The organism is Streptomyces sp. NPDC050161, assembly GCF_044460025.1.
Taxonomy (GTDB): Bacteria; Actinomycetota; Actinomycetes; order Streptomycetales; family Streptomycetaceae; genus Streptomyces.
On sequence record NZ_JBITJM010000001.1, the window covers coordinates 63583 to 82218 of the forward strand.

The 18636-nt window shown below is 72.0% G+C and carries 19 protein-coding genes; 17 read left to right on the forward strand and 2 right to left on the reverse strand.

Annotated elements, in window-relative coordinates:
• The first annotated feature begins 42 nt into the window (after positions 1-42).
• The 3 genes from ACIBK8_RS00265 to ACIBK8_RS00275 all read left to right on the forward strand — a co-directional run bounded on the left by ACIBK8_RS00265 (position 43) and on the right by ACIBK8_RS00275 (position 3001).
• Positions 43-822 (forward strand): IclR family transcriptional regulator, encoded by a 780-nt coding sequence (locus ACIBK8_RS00265; RefSeq protein WP_399039257.1) that lies wholly within the window; start codon positions 43-45, stop codon positions 820-822.
• Between the two features lie 5 nt (positions 823-827).
• A complete protein-coding gene (locus tag ACIBK8_RS00270) occupies positions 828-1238 on the forward strand; it encodes a RidA family protein (RefSeq protein WP_227050070.1) in 411 nt (136 codons plus the stop codon).
• A 284-nt stretch (positions 1239-1522) separates the two neighbouring features.
• Positions 1523-3001 (forward strand): GntP family permease, encoded by a 1479-nt coding sequence (locus ACIBK8_RS00275; RefSeq protein ID WP_399039258.1) that lies wholly within the window; start codon positions 1523-1525, stop codon positions 2999-3001.
• 130 nt (positions 3002-3131) lie between these two features.
• Here the strand turns inward: ACIBK8_RS00275 and ACIBK8_RS00280 are convergent, their stop codons facing one another.
• Complete coding sequence (locus tag ACIBK8_RS00280; RefSeq protein WP_399039259.1) at positions 3132-4079, reverse strand: TIGR03621 family F420-dependent LLM class oxidoreductase; 948 nt, start codon at positions 4077-4079, stop codon at positions 3132-3134.
• A gap of 394 nt (positions 4080-4473) precedes the next feature.
• Here ACIBK8_RS00280 and ACIBK8_RS00285 point away from each other — a divergent pair, with 394 nt between their 5' ends.
• Both ACIBK8_RS00285 and ACIBK8_RS00290 read left to right on the forward strand, forming a co-directional pair.
• A complete protein-coding gene (locus ACIBK8_RS00285) occupies positions 4474-5955 on the forward strand; it encodes a DUF4157 domain-containing protein (protein ID WP_399039260.1) in 1482 nt (493 codons plus the stop codon).
• A gap of 172 nt (positions 5956-6127) precedes the next feature.
• On the forward strand, positions 6128-7060 hold the full coding sequence (locus tag ACIBK8_RS00290; protein ID WP_399039261.1) for a serine protease: 933 nt from the start codon (positions 6128-6130) through the stop codon (positions 7058-7060).
• 103 nt (positions 7061-7163) lie between these two features.
• Here the strand turns inward: ACIBK8_RS00290 and ACIBK8_RS00295 are convergent, their stop codons facing one another.
• Positions 7164-8204, reverse strand: a complete 1041-nt coding sequence (locus ACIBK8_RS00295; protein WP_399039262.1) for a chitinase — start codon at positions 8202-8204, stop codon at positions 7164-7166.
• Positions 8205-8535: 331 nt separating this feature from the next.
• On the opposite strand from ACIBK8_RS00295, the gene ACIBK8_RS00300 reads away from it, so the two are divergent.
• The 12 genes from ACIBK8_RS00300 to ACIBK8_RS00355 all read left to right on the forward strand — a co-directional run bounded on the left by ACIBK8_RS00300 (position 8536) and on the right by ACIBK8_RS00355 (position 18611).
• Positions 8536-9738 (forward strand): hypothetical protein, encoded by a 1203-nt coding sequence (locus ACIBK8_RS00300; RefSeq protein WP_399039263.1) that lies wholly within the window; start codon positions 8536-8538, stop codon positions 9736-9738.
• On the forward strand, positions 9735-10451 hold the full coding sequence (cpaB, locus tag ACIBK8_RS00305) for a Flp pilus assembly protein CpaB (RefSeq protein ID WP_393682931.1): 717 nt from the start codon (positions 9735-9737) through the stop codon (positions 10449-10451). The genes ACIBK8_RS00300 and cpaB overlap by 4 nt, the downstream gene beginning before the upstream one ends.
• Positions 10452-10464: 13 nt before the next feature.
• Positions 10465-11808: a CpaE family protein gene (locus ACIBK8_RS00310; protein WP_399039264.1), complete on the forward strand. Its 1344-nt coding sequence runs from the start codon at positions 10465-10467 to the stop codon at positions 11806-11808.
• A 3-nt stretch (positions 11809-11811) separates the two neighbouring features.
• Positions 11812-12189: a TadE/TadG family type IV pilus assembly protein gene (locus tag ACIBK8_RS00315; RefSeq protein ID WP_399039265.1), complete on the forward strand. Its 378-nt coding sequence runs from the start codon at positions 11812-11814 to the stop codon at positions 12187-12189.
• Between the two features lies 1 nt (position 12190).
• Positions 12191-12652, forward strand: a complete 462-nt coding sequence (locus ACIBK8_RS00320; protein WP_399039266.1) for a TadE/TadG family type IV pilus assembly protein — start codon at positions 12191-12193, stop codon at positions 12650-12652.
• Positions 12649-13986: a CpaF family protein gene (locus tag ACIBK8_RS00325; protein WP_399039267.1), complete on the forward strand. Its 1338-nt coding sequence runs from the start codon at positions 12649-12651 to the stop codon at positions 13984-13986. The genes ACIBK8_RS00320 and ACIBK8_RS00325 overlap by 4 nt, the downstream gene beginning before the upstream one ends.
• A gap of 61 nt (positions 13987-14047) precedes the next feature.
• Positions 14048-14992 carry a type II secretion system F family protein gene (locus ACIBK8_RS00330; protein WP_399039269.1) on the forward strand — a complete coding sequence of 315 codons (945 nt, stop codon included), beginning with the start codon at positions 14048-14050 and terminating at the stop codon, positions 14990-14992.
• Between the two features lie 15 nt (positions 14993-15007).
• Positions 15008-15907 carry a DUF5936 domain-containing protein gene (locus tag ACIBK8_RS00335; RefSeq protein ID WP_399039270.1) on the forward strand — a complete coding sequence of 300 codons (900 nt, stop codon included), beginning with the start codon at positions 15008-15010 and terminating at the stop codon, positions 15905-15907.
• Between the two features lie 501 nt (positions 15908-16408).
• Positions 16409-16573: a membrane protein gene (locus ACIBK8_RS00340; RefSeq protein WP_018089307.1), complete on the forward strand. Its 165-nt coding sequence runs from the start codon at positions 16409-16411 to the stop codon at positions 16571-16573.
• 14 nt (positions 16574-16587) lie between these two features.
• Entirely contained in the window at positions 16588-17295 is a 708-nt protein-coding gene (locus tag ACIBK8_RS00345; protein WP_399039271.1) for a pilus assembly protein TadG-related protein, read from the forward strand.
• 100 nt (positions 17296-17395) lie between these two features.
• A complete protein-coding gene (locus tag ACIBK8_RS00350; protein ID WP_393682917.1) occupies positions 17396-17977 on the forward strand; it encodes a hypothetical protein in 582 nt (193 codons plus the stop codon).
• 7 nt (positions 17978-17984) lie between these two features.
• The gene (locus ACIBK8_RS00355; RefSeq protein ID WP_399039272.1) at positions 17985-18611 is read left to right on the forward strand and encodes an OmpA family protein; all 627 of its coding nucleotides are present in this window, start codon (positions 17985-17987) and stop codon (positions 18609-18611) included.
• Positions 18612-18636: the final 25 nt, after the last annotated feature.

Here is an 18636-nt window from a genome sequence, read left to right on the forward strand (position 1 = left end):
CGTCCCCGGATCCCGCCACGGCGAGCACGGCGAGGTGCGCGCATGAGCCAGACAGTCGACCGCGCCCTGAGCATCCTGCCGCTGCTCGCGGAGGGACCGGCCAACCTCGAACAGGTCGCCGTCCGGCTCGGCGTGCACAAATCCACCGCCCTGCGCCTGTTGCGCACACTCCACGAGCACGGCATCGTCTACCGCCAGCCCGACCAGCGCTACCGCCTCGGCGCCCGGCTGTTCGCGCTCGCCCAGGAAGCCGTCGAAAACCTCGACGTCCGGGAGATCGCCCACCCCCACCTCGTCGACCTCAACGAGAAATGCGGACACACCGTCCACCTCGCGGTCTACGAGGAGAACGAAGTCCTCTACATCGACAAGGTGGAGAGCCGCTACCCGGTCCGGATGTACTCCCGGATCGGCAAGCCGGTCGCGATCACCGTCGCCGCCGTCGCCAAGCTGCTCCTCGCCGACCTCGCAGAACCCGAGCGCCGCGCCCTCGCGGAAAGGCTCGACTACCCCCTCTACACGTCCCGTTCGACCCCCAACGCCGCGGCCTTCCTGGCCGAACTGGCAAAGGTCCGCGAACAGGGATGGGCCACCGACCTCGGTGGTCACGAGGAGTCCATCAACTGCATCGGCGCCCCGATCCGCGGCGCGGACGGACGCCTGGTCGCCGCCATGTCGGTCTCCGCACCGAACGTCGTCGTCACCGCAGAGGAACTCCTCACCCTGCTCCCGCTGGTACGCCGCACCGCCGACGCCATCAGCCGGGAGTACTCCGGAACCGCAATCCCCCGGCCACAAGCCGGACCCGCACAGGAAGCCTGAACACCATGACCGAGAAGACCGCGCTCACCCCGGCCACCCACACCACCCCGCCCGCGAAGTTCTCCCACGGCGTCAAGAAGGGCAACATCCTTCAGGTCGCGGGCCAGGTCGGCTTCCTCCCCGCCGTCGAGGGCCAGGCCCCCACCCCGGCCGGCCCCACGCTGCGCGAGCAGACCCTCCAGACGTTCGCGAACGTCAAGGCCATCCTCGAAGAGGGCGGCGCGAGCTGGGACGACGTCATGATGATGCGCGTCTACCTCACCGACGTCGACCACTTCGCCGAGATGAACGAGATCTACAACGCCTACTTCGAGGCCGAGGGTCTCAAGGAGGCGCCCGCCGCCCGCACCACGGTCTATGTCGGGCTGCCCAAGGGCCTGCTCATCGAGATCGACGCGCTCGCCGTCCTCAGCTGAGCGGAGACCGCCCGCCGCCGGACGGACACGCGGAACCGTCCCCTCCGCTGTCCTCGGCACACCGCACCACTCTGAATCGCACCGCCCTGAACCGCACGACCCCGAACCGCACCACCCGAACTGAGCAACTGCCTTGCCGTTAGCGCTGATTCACCCGCTCACCCCGCCGCACGGCGCGGCGCCCCGTACCGACGGGGCGCCGTGCCGCGGTCCCCCCTGCCTGGATGCATTCCAGGGGACACACCCGGACCACCGGGCCCCCTGCCTGACAACGGAGTCACACGATGTTCCTCGCCGCCACGACCGCCGCCCCACCGTCGCCACCACCCCACACCGGTGGGCTGCTCGCCCTGATCCCGGGCACCGCAGGGCTCCTGACGGTCGCCGTCCTGGGCATCGCCCTGCTGCTCCTGCTGATCATCAAGCTCCGCCTCCAGCCCTTCGTGGCGCTGCTCACGGTCTCCATAGCGGTCGGCCTGGGCGCGGGCCTTTCGGTCACCGAACTCTTCGGCACCGTCCAGAAGTCCGACGTGAAGTCCATGATCGAAAGCGGCATGGGCGGCACCCTGGGCCACATCGCGATCATCATCGGGCTCGGCACGATGCTCGGCTCCATCCTGGAGGTCTCCGGCGGCGGCGAAGTGCTCAGCACCCGCCTGCTGAACCTCTTCGGCGAGAAGCGGGCCCCGCTGGCCATGGGCCTGACCGGCCTCATCTTCGGCATCCCGGTCTTCTTCGACATCGGCATCTTCGTCCTCGCGCCGATCGTCTACGCAGCCGCCAAGCGCGGCGGCAAGTCGATGCTCCTGTACTGCCTGCCGCTGCTCGGCTCGCTGTCGATGACCCACGCCTTCCTGCCGCCGCACCCCGGCCCGGTGGCCGCGGCGAGCCTGTTCCACGTGGACCTCGGCTGGATCATCCTGATGGGCGTCATCTGCGGCATACCCGCCGTCCTCGCCACCTGGGCGTGGGCCGCCTGGATCGGCAAGCGGATCTTCGTCGACATCCCGCAGGACATGGTGGAGGCCGCCGACGAGGCGAAGGCGGCGGTCCTCGCCGAGCAGCGGGCCTCCGGCGTCACCCCGCAGGAGAAGCCGGTGTCGCTCGGCGCCGTGCTCACCATCATCCTGATCCCGCTGATCCTCATCCTGCTGTCGACGTTCTCGTCCATCGCGATGGACCCGAGCACCGCCCGCTCGGTCATCGAGTTCTTCGGCAACCCGTTCGTCGCCCTGACCATCGCGCTGCTGGTCGCCTACTACCTGCTGGGCATCCGCCGGGGCTGGTCCCGCAAGTCGCTGGAGACCGTCTCGACCGCCTCGCTGAAGCCGATCGGCAACATCCTGCTGGTGGTCGGCGCGGGCGGTGTCTTCGGCGCGGTCCTCCAGGGCAGCGGCGTCGCCGACGCGCTCTCCGACACCTTCCACAACGTCGGCCTCCCGGTCATCGTCCTGGCCTACCTGCTTTCCCTCGTCCTGCGGGTGGCCCAGGGCTCGGCGACCGTCGCCATCGTCACCACGGCCGGCATCGTGCTGCCGCTGGTGGACGGGCAGGACATGTCCCAGGCCCATCTGGCGCTGATCATCATGGCGATATCCGCCGGTTCGATCTTCGCCTCGCACGTCAACGACGGCGGGTTCTGGATGGTGTCGAAGTACTTCGGCATCACCGAGCGGGACACCCTGAAGTCCTGGACGGTGCTGGAATCGGTGCTGTCGGTCGCCGGGTTCGTGGTGGCGGCGGTGGTGAGCCTGTTCGTCTAGGGCGGGGCCGCCAAGCCCCACCGGATGCGGGCCGGTGCTCTGCCCGTCCCCGTGGGAAGGAGCACCGGCCCGCCCCGGGCCGGGCGTCCGGCCAGCCGCCCCGGCCAGCCGCCCCGGCCGCCCGCCCCGGTCAGCCGCCCAGGGCCCGCACCCGGTCCATCACCGGCACGAACGCCTCGGCGGACGGTGCCTGGACGGAGTAGTACGTGAAGCCGAACCGCTCGCGGTTGCGCAGCACTTGACCGGCCATCTCCTCGACGGTGCCGATCAGGAGGAAGGGGGTGTCGAGGAGGTCGTCGGCGGTGAGCGCCGGGCCGTACCGACCGGCGAGTTCCGCGGCGGCGGCGCGGCGGTCGTCGGCGGGGACCACCGCCTGGACCAGCACATGCCACTCCACGGCATCGGCCCGGTCGCCCGCGCAGCCGCGCGCGAACCGCACCCGGTCCTTCGCCTCGGCCGCGGAGCCGATCCGCAGGATGCCCGGCTCCGCGCCCTTGACCTGGTGGATTCCCGCGATGCTGACGATGTCGGCGCGCTCGGCCGCGAGCCGCAGCACCCGGTCGCCGGTGCCGCCGATGATCAGCGGCGGGCCGAAGCCGCCGAAGCCGTGCCGCTGGACGGGACGCAGCACCGGCTCGCCCGCCGCACGCAGGTCGGCCTGGCGGGCGAAGCCGTCGGCGGCGAACGCCCGGTCGAGGTGGTCGAGGGTCGCGGCCAGCTGTTCCGTACGGGCGGGGAGTGGCTGCCAGGGGATGTCCGCCGCGTCGAACTCCCACTTCATGTGCCCGGCGCCCAGGCCCACTTCGAGGCGTCCGCCGGTGAGCTGGTCGGTGGTGGCGATCTCCCGGGCGAGCAACGCCGGGTTCCAGAAAGGCGTGTTGAGCACGAGGGTGCCGACGGTGAGGCGCTCGGTGGCCGCAGCCGCCGCGACCAGGGTGGGGAAGGGCGCGGCGATCCCGAGGTGGTCGGCGGCGAACAGGGTGTCGTAGCCCTGTGCCTCGATGCGGCGGCAGGTCGCGGCGAACGCGGCGGGGGAGCCCGTCGTGAAGACGTTGGTGGAGAAGCGGAAGGCGGTCATGGCGGCAGCCTGCCCGTACGCCGCCGGGGCGCGGGCAGGCTTCGCCGTGGGCGGACGGACGGCGAACGCGCCGGGCGGACGGGCTGGGCGGGACGGCGAACGCGCTGGGCGGGACCGCGGCGAACGGGCCGTGGGCGGACGGCGAACGTGCCGTCGTTGGACGGCGAATGCGCCGTCGTAGGACGGTGAACGTGCCGTCCGCCGCGGACGGACAGCGATCACGCCGCCCGCCGCGACGCGTGACGGCCCGGAAGCCGCCCGGCGGCGCTGAGTTCGCCCCCAGGGGCAGCCCCGGCCCGCCCGCCCTGCCCCGAAGGCTGCCCTCGGGGCCCTCCCGGTGCCGCGTGCCGCCGGATACCGTCGACTGCTCCGACGAGCATCGTGGAGCACCCCCATGCACGCACATGACGAGAGTCGACTGCCCCGCGGCCGGAAACCGGAGCGCGTTCCCGCGCGCACCCCCGCCGCGCTGCCGCCCCTGCTGGCCCTGCAACGGGCGGCGGGGAACGCCGCGGTGTCGCGGATGCTCGAAGAGGAACGCCACCAGCACGGCGCGGGCTGCGGCCACGAGCAGCCGGGCGGCCAGCAGTCGGTGCTCGACGCGGTGCGGTCCAGCGGCAGCCCGCTGGCCCCGCACATCCGCGAACGGGCGGAAGCGGGCCTGGGCATGGACCTCAGTGCCGTACGGGTGCACACCGGGCCCGCCGCGCAGCGGTCGGCGCAGGACCTGGGGGCCCGCGCGTACACGACGGGCACGGACATCGTCATCGGCCCGGAAGGCGCCGACGACGAGACGATGTACCACGAACTGCGCCACGTCGACCAGCAGTCCAAGGGAGCGGTGGACGGCACCGACAACGGGGCCGGCGTGAACGTCTCCAGCGAGGGTGACCCCTTCGAGAAGGACGCCACGGCGTTCGGCCGGGAGATGGCACGGGGGAACGTCCCCACCCCGCAGGCGACGGCCCAGGAGGGGCCGGCCGACGCGGCCCGGACGGCGCACAGCGACGGGATCACGGTCGCCCGGGTGCGTTCCAGCCGTCCCGGCAGGCAGATGTATCCCGCCGACGTGGGGCAGCAGTTCGAGATCCTCTACGAAGGCCGCGAGGTCATCGGCAGGTATGTGCGCAGGTCTTCGCGGGGCGGAGAGATCTTTGACACCGCCAGGTTCGGCCAGGTGAGGGTGCCGGAGCGGGACATCCTCGGCGTCCGCGCGACGACGGGCGGCATGCACCCGCCGGGCCGGAGCAGGCCGCCCGCCCAGAACCTGGACGGCCGTGACCAGATCTTCCTGTCCGAGGGCGACGCCTCCGCGGCACGTGCGCGGGTCCGGAGGGATCCCCGCATGGCGGACCGGATGGCGTACACGACGTTCGACGCGGGCCCCGACCCCCGCTACCAGGACCTTCCGGCCCACGCCGACGACCTGCGACGGCTGGGTGTGCCGCACTTCCCGAACATGGACGTCCGGGACGAGGAAGCCATGGGCCAGCTCAGCGGGGCCGCGCCCGGCGCCAACATCCACAACCAGATGCCACGTGTGCCGCAGGGCACCCCCGGCTACTCCACCCAGCAGCTCATCCGTGACACCGCCAGGCTGCCCGAGCGGCTGGGCCGTGACGACATGACGGTGAGCGTCACGACGCCGCGCCCGGACTACTACAACGACCCGCGCACCCACGACAGGATTTACGGGATGGAGAGCCGCAACGCTCTGGCGGGCACCAACATGGACGTGTCCTCCGCGCGGTCGGACTCCGAAGGCTCCCTGGAGGACTACGGCTACACGCACCGCCAGACCACCCAGAACCAGTCGACCGGCGCGGCCGAGCGGCGCAAGAAGTACCGGCTGGACAGGCGCGATCGGGACAGGTAGCGCGGAGTGGCGACAGGGAGCGGCCCACGCGGCGGTTTCCTGTCGCCACATCAACTTGCCATCAATATCCCCGGATTCATTGCCTCAGGGCCCGTCGGCGCCAACAATGCGCACGACAAAACCGAAGGTACGTACGGGCCTTCGGTGACGGAAGCTTGAGAGGACCCCCACAATGAATCGACCTCTCGTCGGCACCCTGGCCACGGCCGTTCTGGGCGCCGCAGCCCTGGTGGGCACCGCCGGTACGGCCGGCGCCGCCCCCCTCCCGGGCAAGGCGGCCACCGCGTCCGACGCGGCGGCGGCGAAGGGCGCGGCACACATATCCGCGGCCCCCGCGAAGGCAGGGCAGCACACCAAGGCGGTGGACTTCGCCGGCACGGTCGCGCTGAGCAACTGCTCGGGTTCGATCGTCAAGATGCCCACGTCGAAGGAGACCGACAAGGCCCTGGTCATGTCCAACGGCCACTGCCTGGAGTCCGGGATGCCCGGCGCGGGCGAGGTCCTCGTCGACCAGCCGTCCAGCCGCAGCTTCACCGTGCTGGACGCCAAGGCGGGCGACCTGGGCACGATCAAGGCCACCAAGGTCGCGTACGCCACGATGACCGACACCGACGTCTCGCTCTACGAGACCGGCTCCACCTACGCCGACATCCAGCAGAAGTACGGCATCAAGCCGCTGGAGCTGGCCACCGAGCACCCCGCCAAGGGCGCGGCGATCACCGTGGTGTCCGGGTACTGGAAGAAGACCTACTCCTGCAAGGTCGACGGGTTCGTGCACGAACTCAAGGAAGGCGACTGGACCTGGAAGGACTCGGTCCGCTACACCCCGGAGTGCCAGACCATCGGCGGCACCTCCGGCTCCCCGGTGCTCGACGACGCCACCGGCAAGGTCGCGGCCATCAACAACACGGGCAACGAGGACGGCGAGAAGTGCACCGTCAACAACCCGTGCGAGGTGGACGAGAGCGGCAACGTCACCGTCCACAAGGGCACCAACTACGCCGAGGAGACCTACGGGATCCCGAAGTGCTTCGCGGCAGGTAACAAGCTCGACCTGAGCCAGGACGGCTGCACGCTGCCGAAGCCGTCCGGCGCCCGCCGCTGACCCACCCACGCAGCAGGCCGGGCCCCGCGCAGCGTGACTGCACGGGGCCCGGCCGTGGGGGGTGGCGCACGAGGGGCCCGCCGCACCCGGGCCCGTCAATCCGTTACGGCAGGCTGTGCACGTGCCCGCCGACCTGGCTCGCGAAGGCGTTGCCGTTCGACGCGTCCCAGTTCGTCGACCAGGTCATCGCGCCGCGCAGGCCCGGGTAGGTCTTGGACGGCTTGAAGGAGCCGCAGCCGCTGCCCTTGGTCAGGCAGTCCAGCGCGTCGTTGACGACGGACGGGGCGACGTAGCCGCCGCCGGCCGCGCTGGAGGACGCCGGGACGCCGATGCCGACCTGCGAGGCGTCGAGGCCGTTCTCCAGCTGGATGCAGGCGAGGCCGGTCAGGAAGTCCACGGTGCCCTGCGAGTAGACGTTGCCGTCACAGCCGATCATTGAACCGCTGTTGTAGTACTGCATGTTGACGGCGGTGAGGAAGTCCTTGATGCCGAGCGCCGTCTTGAAGTACTCGTTCTGCGGCGACTGCATGTCGATGGTCTGCGGCGCCATGGTCACCACGACGTCGCTGTGCTTGGCGTGCACGGCCTTCAACGCCTGCGTCATATAGGTGGAATTCAGGCCATTTTCCAGGTCGATGTCGACGCCGTTGAAGCCGTAGTCGTCCATCAACTTGTTGATGGACGCGGCGAAGTTCTCGGCCGACGCGGAGTCGCTGACCGACACCGCGCCCTTCTCGCCGCCGACCGAAAGGATCACCGACTTGCCGGCCGCCTGCTTGGCCTTGATGTCCGCCTTGAAGTCGTCGTCCGAGCCGTAGCCGACCGCCGGATCGAGCTTGAAGGTGACCTCGCCCGGCTTGCCCGTCGCGTCGGCGAAGGAGACCGCGATGATGTCGTACGCGTCGTCGACGTCCTTCAACTTCTGCACGGTGGCGCCGTTGTCGAAGTTCTGCCAGTAACCGGTCACCGCGTGTTCGGGTACGGCGGCTGCACCCGCCGACGGGGCGGGCGCGGACTGCTGCGGCCGGGTGTCCTGCGCGGCCTGCGCGGTGCCCGACGTGGCGACGCCGGCCGACACCAGCGCGGCGGCGGCTGCTGTGGCCAGCAGCCCTCTCTTCAATTTTCCTGATCGTGCGCGAACCACGACTGCCTCCGTGGGGGGGAGTTGGCTGGTATGCGGATACGCGCTCAGGGGCCCCTGTGCTGCCGTACAACGTGGTCCAGACCATTGAGCCTGTCAAGGTTCAGGACACAACCGGTTGCCGCGCGTGAGCGGCGCGCAAGCGGGAAGGCGAAGGGGGAGGCAGTGGAACGGCATGTTCCGCAGCGTCCCGTGGGAGTGACGAGTGACCCGGAACGTGTTCTCCCGGACGTATCTCGCGGATAAAGTGCTGGGCGTATGGCGCCGATGGCGCAGAGCTGTGCCGATCCGCGGTCCCGGGGCCCCCGGAGGCCGAAGGGAGTGGGGGAGCGACGTGCCGACGGCGATTGCAGTCACCAGCCCCGACCTCGCCCTGCCCGCCACCGACCGGCAGACCCCCGCCGCCGTCGTGCTGCGCGCCCCCGGACTTCAGCCGCTGGACGAGGCGTTGACGGAGACCGCCGCCGTGCTGGAACACCACGGCCACCTCATCGTGCTGTACTCCGCGGCCTGCCCGCCCGAGCACGTCCGCAGACTCCACACGCTCCGCGCCCTCCTGGAGAGCGACCGGATCGCGATCGTCCCGCTGGAACTGCCGCCGCTCGGCGTCGCCGTACTCGCCCGCCAGCTCCGCCAGTTGTCCCTGTCCGCGCTCACCCCCGGCGTACTGGCCTGCGCCGCACGGCTGCTGGCGCACTACATCCACGCCGGTGCGCTGCTCGGCACCGTCAGCGGCCTGGACCGGGTGCCGGTCGACCTGCGCTCCCACGTGACGTCCTGGCTGCCCGGCGCGCAGTTCGCGGTCCTCGCCCACCCCGAACCGCAACTGGTCCGCCTGGAGCGGAACTCCACCACCGCCGGACTGAAGGGGCCCGCGTACGGCACCCAACTCGCGACGGCGCGAGGTCACTTCGCGGGCGACTGGGTGTCCGGCGTGCTGGCACCCTCCTGGCAGGTCCAGGGCGGCTACGAAGTGCCGCTGCCCGCCGAGTCGGCCCACTGGTGGGGCACCCGCAAGCTCGTCGAGTTCGCCGCGGCCATACCGGATCCGGCCCTGCTGCACCGGCTGGTGTCCTCCGTACGCCGCGAGGCGTGCCGCTGGTGCGGGCTCGAACTCATCGGTGACCGCTGCGCGTTCTGCGCCACGCCGCTGCCCGCACGGGACAGCAGAACCGCAGGTGGACGCGCGGTGACCGCGGCCCGTGCACCCGGCGGCGCGGTGAGCGCGGGACCGGGAACCGGCGGCGCGGTCGCCGCCATAGCGGGCCCGCAGCCCGCGGGCCCACCGCTGCCGGGACCGTCCGCACCGCCCCCGCCCGGCCCCGCCGCGCCCGCCCCGCCGCACTCGCCGCCGACCGGCCTCGGCCTGTCCCCGGTGGCCCTGCCGGGTGTCCCGGGCGCCCGCGGCCGTGCGGCGCCCGGCGGCCCGGCGGACGTACGGGGCCCGGACACCCTGAGCCGTACGGGCGGCCCGTACGGACCCGCCGACCGCCCCTTCCCGTCCCGCCCCGCCCCGATCGAGGTCCCCCACCCATGAACGCACGCCAGCGCCGCGGACTGATTCTGCTGCTCCTGTCGGCCCTGTGCGCAGCCGCCGCATTCATCGGCGTGCTGTCGGTCATCAGGAACGTCGAGTCCAAGGTCGGCCCGGAGAAGACCGCCTACCGGCTGAAGACCGACGTCGCGGCCTACAAGGCGCTGGATCCCGGGCAGTTCGAGAAGGTGACGGTGCCCCAGCGGTGGCTGCCGGCCACCGCCGTGACCCGGCTGGACGACCTCAGCGGCAAAATAGCGGTCACCCCGCTGCACAAGGGATCGCTCCTCCAGGACGACATGATCGTCGACCGGCCCGCGCTCAAGCCGGGCGAGCAGGAGATCGCCATCATGATCGACGCAGCCACCGGCGTGGCCGGCAAGATCAACCCCGGTGCCCGGGTGAACATCTACGCCACCTTCGACGGCAGGCGCCCCGAGGACAAGCCGGTCTCCAAGGTCATCGTGGCCGGCGCCCAGGTCATCGACGTCGGCAAGCTCACGCCGCTGGAGGCCAAGGACCCCGGCGACACCACCGCCGCCCGCCGCGACGGCGAGGCCGTCCCGATCACCTTCGCACTCGGCACCCGCGACGCCCAACGCGTCGCCTACGCCGAGTCCTTCGCCTCCCACGTACGCCTGGCCCTGCTCGCCCCCGGCAGCCAGAACACCATCCCGCCCGGCGAGCGCACCTACACCCTGGACGGCGACAAGTGACCCGGAGGCACCGGTGACCATCCGCATCCTGCCGGCCATCGGCGACCCCGACACCGCACGTGCCGTCGCCGCGCTGCTCGGCCGGCTCCCGCACGCCGAACCCGCGCCCCCGGCCGCCGACTCCACCGCGCTGCTCGACACGCTGGCCGGCGCCGTACCGCCCGGAGCGAGCGGCCCGGCGGCCGTCGAGGCGCTGCCCGAAGTCGTCCTCGTCCACGAACGGATCGGGCCGCTGCCCGCGCTCGACCTGATCCGCGAGGTCGCGCTCCGCTTCCCCGCCGTCGGCGTCGTCCTGATCACCACCGACGCCGGGCCCGCGCTGTTCTCCGCCGCCATGGACGCCGGCGCCCGCGGCATCGTCAAACTGCCCCTGGACCACGACGAACTGGCGGCCCGCGTCCAGGCCGCCGCCCAGTGGTCGGCCGGGGTACGCGCCCACCTAGGGGCCGGCCAGGACGCGGCGCCAGGACCGGCCGGCACCCTGGTGACCGTCACCGGCGCCAAGGGCGGCGTCGGCACCACCGTCGCCGCCGTGCAGCTCGCGCTCGCCGCCCGCGGCGCGGGACGCAGCGTCGCGCTGGTCGACCTGGACCTCCAGTCCGGTGACGTCGCCTCCTACCTGGACGTCCAGTTCCGCCGCTCCGTCGTCGACCTCGCCGGTATCGCCGACATCTCCGTACGGGTCCTCCAGGACGCGGTGCACGACCACCCCACAGGGCTCGGCCTGCTGCTCGCCCCGGACGAGGGGGAGCGCGGCGAGGAGGTCGACGACCGGGCGGCCCGCCAGATCCTCACCGCGCTGCGCTCCCGCTACGAAGTAGTGATCGTCGACTGCGGCTCCCAGATGCAGTCCGCGAACGCCGCCGCCGTCGAACTCGCCGGCACCGCCCTGCTGGTGACCACCCCCGACGTGGTCTCCGTACGCGCAGCCAAGCGGCAGGTGCGGCTCTGGGACCGGCTCCGGATCCGCAAGGCCGAGGACACCACCACCGTCGTCAACCGCCTCACCCGGCACACCGAGATCCAGCCGCCGCTGGTCGCCAAGGCCACCGGCACCCACGTCGCCAGGACCACGGTCCCGGCCGCCTTCAAGGAACTCCAGCCGTGCGTCGACTCCGGCCGGATGCAGGACCTCGACAGCCGGTCCACGGTCCGCGCCGCCCTGGGGGCGCTGGCCGGTGAACTCGGCCTGATCGACGCCCCCGAGGCCGTCCACGGCCGCACCGGACACCGCGCCAGGCCCTCGCTGACCGGCCGCAAACGCAAGGCCCTGACGGCGGGCCCCGGCACGGCTTCCCACCGGGCGCCGGGAGCGGCGGCGCCAGGACCGCGCGACCCGGCCGCCCCGGAGGGCTGAGCGGTGCGGCGCCCGCTGGGCGGCAGCGACCGGGGCCAGGTCTCCGTGGAGTTCCTCGGCATGCTCCCGCTGATCCTGCTCGTCCTCGTCCTGCTCTGGCAGTTCGTGCTGGTCGGCTACACCTTCACGCTCGCCGCCAACTCCGCGGACAAGGGCGCCCGCGCGGCCACCGCGACCCTCGACGGCGGCCCCGGCGCCTGCCGCACCGCCGCCGAGCGCGACCTGCCCGCCTCTTGGCGCGAGGGCGCCAGCACGTCCTGCGGCACCGAAGCAGGACTGTGGAAGGCGACCGTACGCATCAAGGTCCCGGTGCTCTTCCCCGGGGCCGGTGACTTCCCGTGGACGGTCACCGGCACCGCGGGCGCGGCGAAGGAGAACTGAGATGAAGACGTCCGAAGTCGTGCCTGTCCGGCACCTGGTGCCCGCCCGGCTGCGCGGGCGCGGCCGGGACCGCGGGCAGGCGTCCATCGAGTTCCTCGGCTTCCTGCCGCTGCTGCTGCTCGTCGCGCTGGCCGTCGTCCAACTCGGCCTCGCCGCCTACGCCGTCCAGCAGGCCGGCACCGGAGCCCGCGCCGCCGCCAGGACCGCGTCCCTCGACGCGGCGGACCGGGAGAGCGGGCCGCAGGCCGCCGGGCGGGCGGCGATGAGCGGCTGGGTCGCCGAGGGGGCGCGGATCAGCGTCGGCGGCGGCAGCGGCGCGGTGCGTGCCACGGCGACCGTCACCATCCCCTCCGTCATCCCCGGCGTCGGCTTCGGCACCGCCAGCCGCAGCGCGACGATGCCCCGCCCCGCGGACCGGCCCGCGCCGGGCGTCGCCGCCTGGGAAGGAGCCGTCGCGCGATGAGCCTCAAAGGCCGGATCAGTACGCCGGAGCCCGCCGGAGAGCCCCGCCAGGACGGCCATCTGGTGCCCGTCTACCGCGCCAAACTCCTCGCGGAGATCGACCTCGCGGAGATGTCGTCGCTGGCCGCAGCCGAACGCCGCTCGCGCCTTGAGCGGGTACTCGGCCACATCATCAGCCGCGAGGGCCCGGTGCTCTCCACCGCCGAACGGGGCCGCCTCATCCGCCGGGTGGTCGACGAGGCGCTGGGCCTCGGCGTCCTGGAACCCCTCCTGGAGGACACCTCGATCACCGAGATCATGGTCAACGGCCCGGACCAGGTCTACGTCGAACGCTCCGGCCGGGTCGAGCTGGTCCCCGTCCGCTTCGCCTCGCACGAGCAGCTGATGCAGACCATCGAGCGGATCGTCTCCACCGTCAACCGCCGCGTCGACGAGTCGAATCCGATGGTCGACGCCCGGCTGCCGTCCGGCGAACGCGTCAACGTCATCATTCCGCCGCTCGCCCTCAACGGCGCCACCCTCACCATCCGCCGCTTCCCGCGCGCCTACACCCTCGCCGAACTCATCGGCATGGGCACCCTCGACGACCAGATGCTGATGCTGCTGGCCGCGCTGGTCCGCGCCAAGGTCAACATCGTCGTCTCCGGAGCCACGGGCGCCGGCAAGACCACCCTGCTCAACGCGCTGTCCGGGCTGATCCCCGACGGCGAGCGGATCATCACCGTCGAGGACGCCGCCGAACTCCAGCTCCAGCAGAGCCACGTCATCCGCCTCGAATCGAGACCGCCCAACGTCGAGGGCAAGGGCCGCATCACCATCCGCGACCTCGTACGCAACTCCCTGCGCATGCGCCCCGACCGCATCATCGTCGGCGAGGTGCGCGGCGGCGAGACCCTCGACATGCTCCAGGCGATGTCCACCGGACACGACGGATCGCTGGCCACGGTGCACGCCAACAGCGCCGAGGACGCCCTGATGCGGCTCCAGACCCTCGCCTCCATGTCCGACGTCAAGATCCCCTTCGAGGCGCTGCGCGACCAGATCAACAGCGCCGTCGACTGCCTCGTCCAGCTCGGCAGACACGCCGACGGCACCCGCCGGATCAGCGAGATCGCCCTCCTCGACTCACGCGGCCACGAGGACTACCGCATCGCCACCGTCTGCCGCTTCGACGCCGAACCGATGGCCGCCGACCGCGTCGTGCACGGCAGGTTCCGCTACTTCCCGCTGCCCCGCAGGATCGCCGAACGCCTCTTCATGGCGGGCGAGGCCACCCCGCCCGCCTTCGGCGTCGCCACCACCGACGACCAACTCGCCACCCGGGAAGCCCGATGACCCCCGCCCCGCCGGCCGCCCCGCGCCGCCCCACCCCCAAGTCCCCCAGGGAGCACACCCGATGAGCGGCATCGACCCCGCGCTGCCCGCCGTCGGCGCCACCCTGCTCTGCGGGGCGCTCGCGGTGGCCGGGATACGGACGTACGCGGCCGGGCGGGCCCAGCGGCAGGCCGTCGTGGACCGGCTCGCCGACGAGCGCGGGCTGCCGGTGGCCGGGCGGGGCCGCCGCTTCCGCTCCGTCGACCGCGCGCTGCGCCGCACCCGCTACGGCCGCCGCATCGAACGCCGGCTGACCGCCACCGGCCTCGACGTCACCCCCGGCGAGTTCACCGTCTACCTGCTCGCCGCGGTCGTCGTCCTCTGGGCGGTCGCGCACGCCACCCTCGCCGCGTTCTTCGGCCCGATCGCCGCGCTCACCGTGATCTGGGCCGCCTTCGCCTTCCTCAACTGGCAGCGCCAGAAGCGCATCGAGAAGTTCATCAACCAGCTCCCCGAACTCTCCCGCATCCTGGCCAACGCCACCCAGGCGGGGCTCGCGCTGCGCACCGCCCTGGGCATGGCGGCCGAGGAACTGGAGGCCCCGGCGGGCGAGGAGCTGGCCAAGGTCTCCGACAAGCTCGCCGTCGGCCACTCCGTCGACGAGGCGCTCGGCGAACTCGCCGAACGCCTGCCCTCACGCGAACTGGTCGTCCTGGTCACCACGCTGGTGCTCGCCAACCGCGCGGGCGGCACCGTCGTCGGCTCGCTGCGCAACCTCACCAAGACCCTGGAGGAGCGCAAGGAGACCCGCCGCGAGGTCCGCACCCAGCTCTCCCAGGTCGTCGTCACCGCCTACGTCGTCCCGCTGCTCGGCATCGGCACCCTGCTGCTCATGAACCGCATCGCGCCCGGCGCCATCGACCGGATGACCTCCTCCTTCCTCGGCCAGCTCGCGGTCGTCGCCGCCTTCGCCCTCTACGGACTCGGCTTCTTCTTCATCCGCAAGCTCTCCAAGATCGACGTGTAGGGGACGGGTACCGCCATGGGCATCGGAATCGGAATCCTGCTGGCGCTCGTCCTCGCGCTCGCGGTCGCCGGCATCTGCTACGGCCTCGCGCTCTTCCGCAGCGAGGCCCGGCTGCCGCCCGACCTCGCGGTGTCCCTGGAGGTCGGCGCGACCCGCACCACCGCCGTCGGCTCGGCCGTCGACCGTACGGGCATGCGCTACGCGCCCGCGGTCCTGCGGCTGATGGGCGACAAGCGCGTCGCCCGGGTCCGCCGCCGGATCGACCTCGCGGGCAACCCCGGCGGTCTCACCGTCGACCGCTACGCCGCCCGCCGTGCCGTCTACGGCGCGCTCGGCGTCTTCGGCGCGCTGGTGATGTTCCTGCGCGGCCAGCCGCTCCTGGGCGTCTTGATGGTCCTCTTCGCGCTGTTCTGGACCGAGGTCGGCATCTGGGCCGCCATCCGCCAGCGCAAGGACACCATCGAGCGGACCCTGCCGGACTTCCTGGACGTCCTCGCGGTGGTCGTCAGCGCGGGGCTCGGTTTCCGCCAGGCTCTGGACCGGGTCGCCGACCGCTACGAAGGCCCCTGGGCCGACGAACTCCGCATCACCCTGCGTCAGATGGACATGGGTGTCAGCCGCCGCGAAGCCTTCGAGGAACTGCGCAAACGCAACGACTCGGAGCAGGTCGCGCAGTTCGTCACCGCACTTCAGCAGGGCGAGGAGCTGGGCGCGCCGATCGTCGACACGCTGATCCAGATCGCCGACGACATGCGGCGCACGGACGCGCAGAACGCCCGCAGGCGTGCCGCCCGCGCCGTACCCAAAGCCACCATGGTCGTCACCACCTTCATGGTCCCGGCCACCATGATCCTGCTGATCGCAGGGTTTTTCCTCGGTTCCGGCACCCACTTCGGCTCCCTGCTGGGGGAGTGAGGGACGGGGCGTCAGGCGGGACCGCCGGGGGCGGAAGAGGGCGCAGGGCGCCGCGCGCCGGGGCGGCCGTACCCCCGTCGCACAGCGCGCCCGCGCAACCGGCCGGATCCCTCCGCGGGACACCGCAGCTTTGGGTCAACGCCTTCGCTGGAGCAACGAGTTGTGCCACAGTGGGGCCTCGGCGGCTCCCCCGCACCCCGGTGCGGTCGGGCCGGCCGGCCCGACACGGCGCCGGCGTATCGCTATCGGATGGTCCCGGAGGGGGATCGGGGGTGAACGGGGTGCGAAGAGCGCTGCCGGGCCCGAGTGCCCTGAGTGGCCGAAAATCTACGCTGTGTCTCTTCTCCGTGTCCCCGCAGGAGTATTGGGTACGGATTCCCTGTTCCGGGAACGCCTATCCGGCGTACTTTTCTCGTGTCGTGACCGCGGAACCACGCGCCGACACCGGGGGGACAGCCCAGCCGGACCAGAGCGGGACGGCCGCCCATGGAGGGAAAGACGATGGCGAAGCGGATTTTGGGGAACGACCGGGGACAGACCTCGATCGAGTACCTCGGCATCATCGCGGTGGTCGTGGCGATCGTCCTGGTGCTGTCCACCACGGACTTCGGCAGCCAGATCGCCAACGCCATCGCCAACAAGATCTCCGACGTCGTCGGCATCTAGTTGCCGCCACCGCCATGACGGCCCTCACCGCGCGCCGCCGGCGCGATGCCGGCCAGGCTTTCCCGATCTACATCGTGGCGGTCGCAGGACTGCTCTTCCTCGCCCTCGCCTTCTTCGCCGTCGGCCAGGCCGCCGCGACGCGCAACGGCGCCCAGACCGCGGCCGACGCCGCGGCCCTGGCCGCCGGGCAGCAGTACCGCGACCAGCTCGGCGAGGGCTTCATCGACGCGCTGCGGCATGGCACGGCCTGGCAGGACCTGATCGAGGGCCGCGGCGTCGACTCCGGCGCCGCCTGCGACCACGCCGCCTGGTTCGCCGGACGCAACGACGCCACGGTCTCCTCCTGCACCCCCGACTCCTGGCCCACTTCCTTCGCGGTGCGTGTCACCTCCCGTACCGCCGTGGGGAGTTCGGTGATCCCCGGCACCGAGCACACCCACGCCACCGCCGACGCCACCGCGGTCGTCGCCCCGCGCTGCACGGTCACCGACACGCCGGGCGAAGGATCGGGCGACGGCAAGGGCGGGGACGGTAATAAGGACGCCAACGGCGAGACCGGCAAGGACGGCAAGGGGGAAGGCAAGCCCGGCGGGGGCGGGTCGGGGGACGCGCCGTCCCCCGTACGCCTCGTCTGTGACGGACGGGCCTGGCAGCTCGACCCCGCCGCGCTCCACGGTCTCCCGGAAGCCGCCGACCTGTTCTCCGTGCGGCTCGCCCGATGACCGCCCGCCCACGCGGCACACCGGCCGCCGCGCGCACCGCGAGGAGCCCTCGCCGCCCGGCCGGACCGATGACCCGCTGACGACCAAAGGATTCGCACCCATGAGCATGCGGCGCACCACGAAAGCCGCCCGAGGAGCGGTCGCCATGGCGAGCGCGGCCGGCCTGGCACTGGTCGTGGCCGGCTGCGGTGGCGGCGGTGCCGCCTCCCAGAAGGCGGACGGCAGCCACCCGAAACGGAGCACCGCCCCCCAGGAGACCGGCTCCACCGCCCCCGCCGCCGAAGCGGACGACGCCATCGGGGAGATCAAGGGCCCGGACGGCGTCGTGGTCACGCTGCACTCCGTGATCCGCGACTCCGGCGGCTTCGTCACCGTCAACGGCACGGTCGCCAACCACGGCAGCCGCGTCTTCAACGCCATCGACTGGCGCTCCAACGAATCGGAGATGCGTTCCAGGTCCTCCCTCTCCGGTGCCACGCTCGTCGACAAGGAGGGCAAGAAGCGGTACTTGGTGCTCCGCGACACCGACGGCGAGTGCCTGTGCACCACCGGCCTGAGCGGACTGCAACCCGGCGCGAGCCGCCCGATCTTCGCCCAGTTCCCCGCGCCGCCCGCCAAGGTGACCGAGGTCGACTTCCAGCTGCCGACCATGCCGCCGGCCAGCGTGCAGATCACGGAATGAGAGGCCGATGACCGCGCCGCACCCGCCCCGCACCCCCTCTCTGCCGCGCACCGCAGCCACCGCAGCCGTGCTGCTGCTGACCGCCGCGCTCACCGTCCCCGCCGCGCGGGCCACCACCCCGCCCGGCATCACGGAGGACAGCACACCACCGGTCCGGATCGACGCCCGCGACCCCGACCTGCGCATGGTCCAGGGCGCGAAGCTGGCCCCGTCGAAGGTCCTCAACATCAAGTCGGTCGTCGAGACCGACGACGGCGCCGAGCAGCGGCAGGACACCAACGACAACGTGACGTTCTCGCTCCAGGCCGAGGTGCTGTTCGGCAAGGACAGCGCCGAACTGTCATCGGACGCCCGCTCCCGCATCGGTGCCATCGCCACCGAGTCCGAACGCCAACACGCCACCGATCTGCGGGTCTTCGGCTTCACCGACAGCCTCGGCTCGTCCGCCCACGGCGTCACACTGTCCAAGGAACGCGCCCACGCCGTCCAGCGCGAACTGGCCGAGAGCCTGGACTCATCGGTGACGTTCCAGGTCCGCGGCTACGGCGAGCAGTACCCCATCGCCGACAACGGCACCGAAGCCGGCCGCAAGAAGAACCGCCGGGTGGAGGTCAGCTTTCCCCGCGCGTCCTAGAGGTGATTGATCAACCAGGCGTCTC

Bases quoted from the DNA above. Each gene is read 5' to 3' on its own strand.
- ACIBK8_RS00320 (WP_399039266.1), top strand. From the start codon at position 12,191: ATGAAGACGTCCGAAGTCGTGCCTGTCCGGCACCTGGTGCCCGCCCGG.
- ACIBK8_RS00345 (WP_399039271.1), top strand. From the start codon at position 16,588: ATGACGGCCCTCACCGCGCGCCGCCGGCGCGATGCCGGCCAGGCTTTC.
- ACIBK8_RS00350 (WP_393682917.1), top strand. From the start codon at position 17,396: ATGAGCATGCGGCGCACCACGAAAGCCGCCCGAGGAGCGGTCGCCATG.
- ACIBK8_RS00325 (WP_399039267.1), top strand. From the start codon at position 12,649: ATGAGCCTCAAAGGCCGGATCAGTACGCCGGAGCCCGCCGGAGAGCCC.
- ACIBK8_RS00275 (WP_399039258.1), top strand. From the start codon at position 1,523: ATGTTCCTCGCCGCCACGACCGCCGCCCCACCGTCGCCACCACCCCAC.
- ACIBK8_RS00285 (WP_399039260.1), top strand. From the start codon at position 4,474: ATGCACGCACATGACGAGAGTCGACTGCCCCGCGGCCGGAAACCGGAG.
- ACIBK8_RS00290 (WP_399039261.1), top strand. From the start codon at position 6,128: ATGAATCGACCTCTCGTCGGCACCCTGGCCACGGCCGTTCTGGGCGCC.
- ACIBK8_RS00280 (WP_399039259.1), bottom strand. From the start codon at position 4,079: ATGACCGCCTTCCGCTTCTCCACCAACGTCTTCACGACGGGCTCCCCC.
- ACIBK8_RS00270 (WP_227050070.1), top strand. From the start codon at position 828: ATGACCGAGAAGACCGCGCTCACCCCGGCCACCCACACCACCCCGCCC.
- ACIBK8_RS00340 (WP_018089307.1), top strand. From the start codon at position 16,409: ATGGCGAAGCGGATTTTGGGGAACGACCGGGGACAGACCTCGATCGAG.
- cpaB (WP_393682931.1), top strand. From the start codon at position 9,735: ATGAACGCACGCCAGCGCCGCGGACTGATTCTGCTGCTCCTGTCGGCC.
- ACIBK8_RS00355 (WP_399039272.1), top strand. From the start codon at position 17,985: ATGACCGCGCCGCACCCGCCCCGCACCCCCTCTCTGCCGCGCACCGCA.
- ACIBK8_RS00265 (WP_399039257.1), top strand. From the start codon at position 43: ATGAGCCAGACAGTCGACCGCGCCCTGAGCATCCTGCCGCTGCTCGCG.
- ACIBK8_RS00335 (WP_399039270.1), top strand. From the start codon at position 15,008: ATGGGCATCGGAATCGGAATCCTGCTGGCGCTCGTCCTCGCGCTCGCG.
- ACIBK8_RS00330 (WP_399039269.1), top strand. From the start codon at position 14,048: ATGAGCGGCATCGACCCCGCGCTGCCCGCCGTCGGCGCCACCCTGCTC.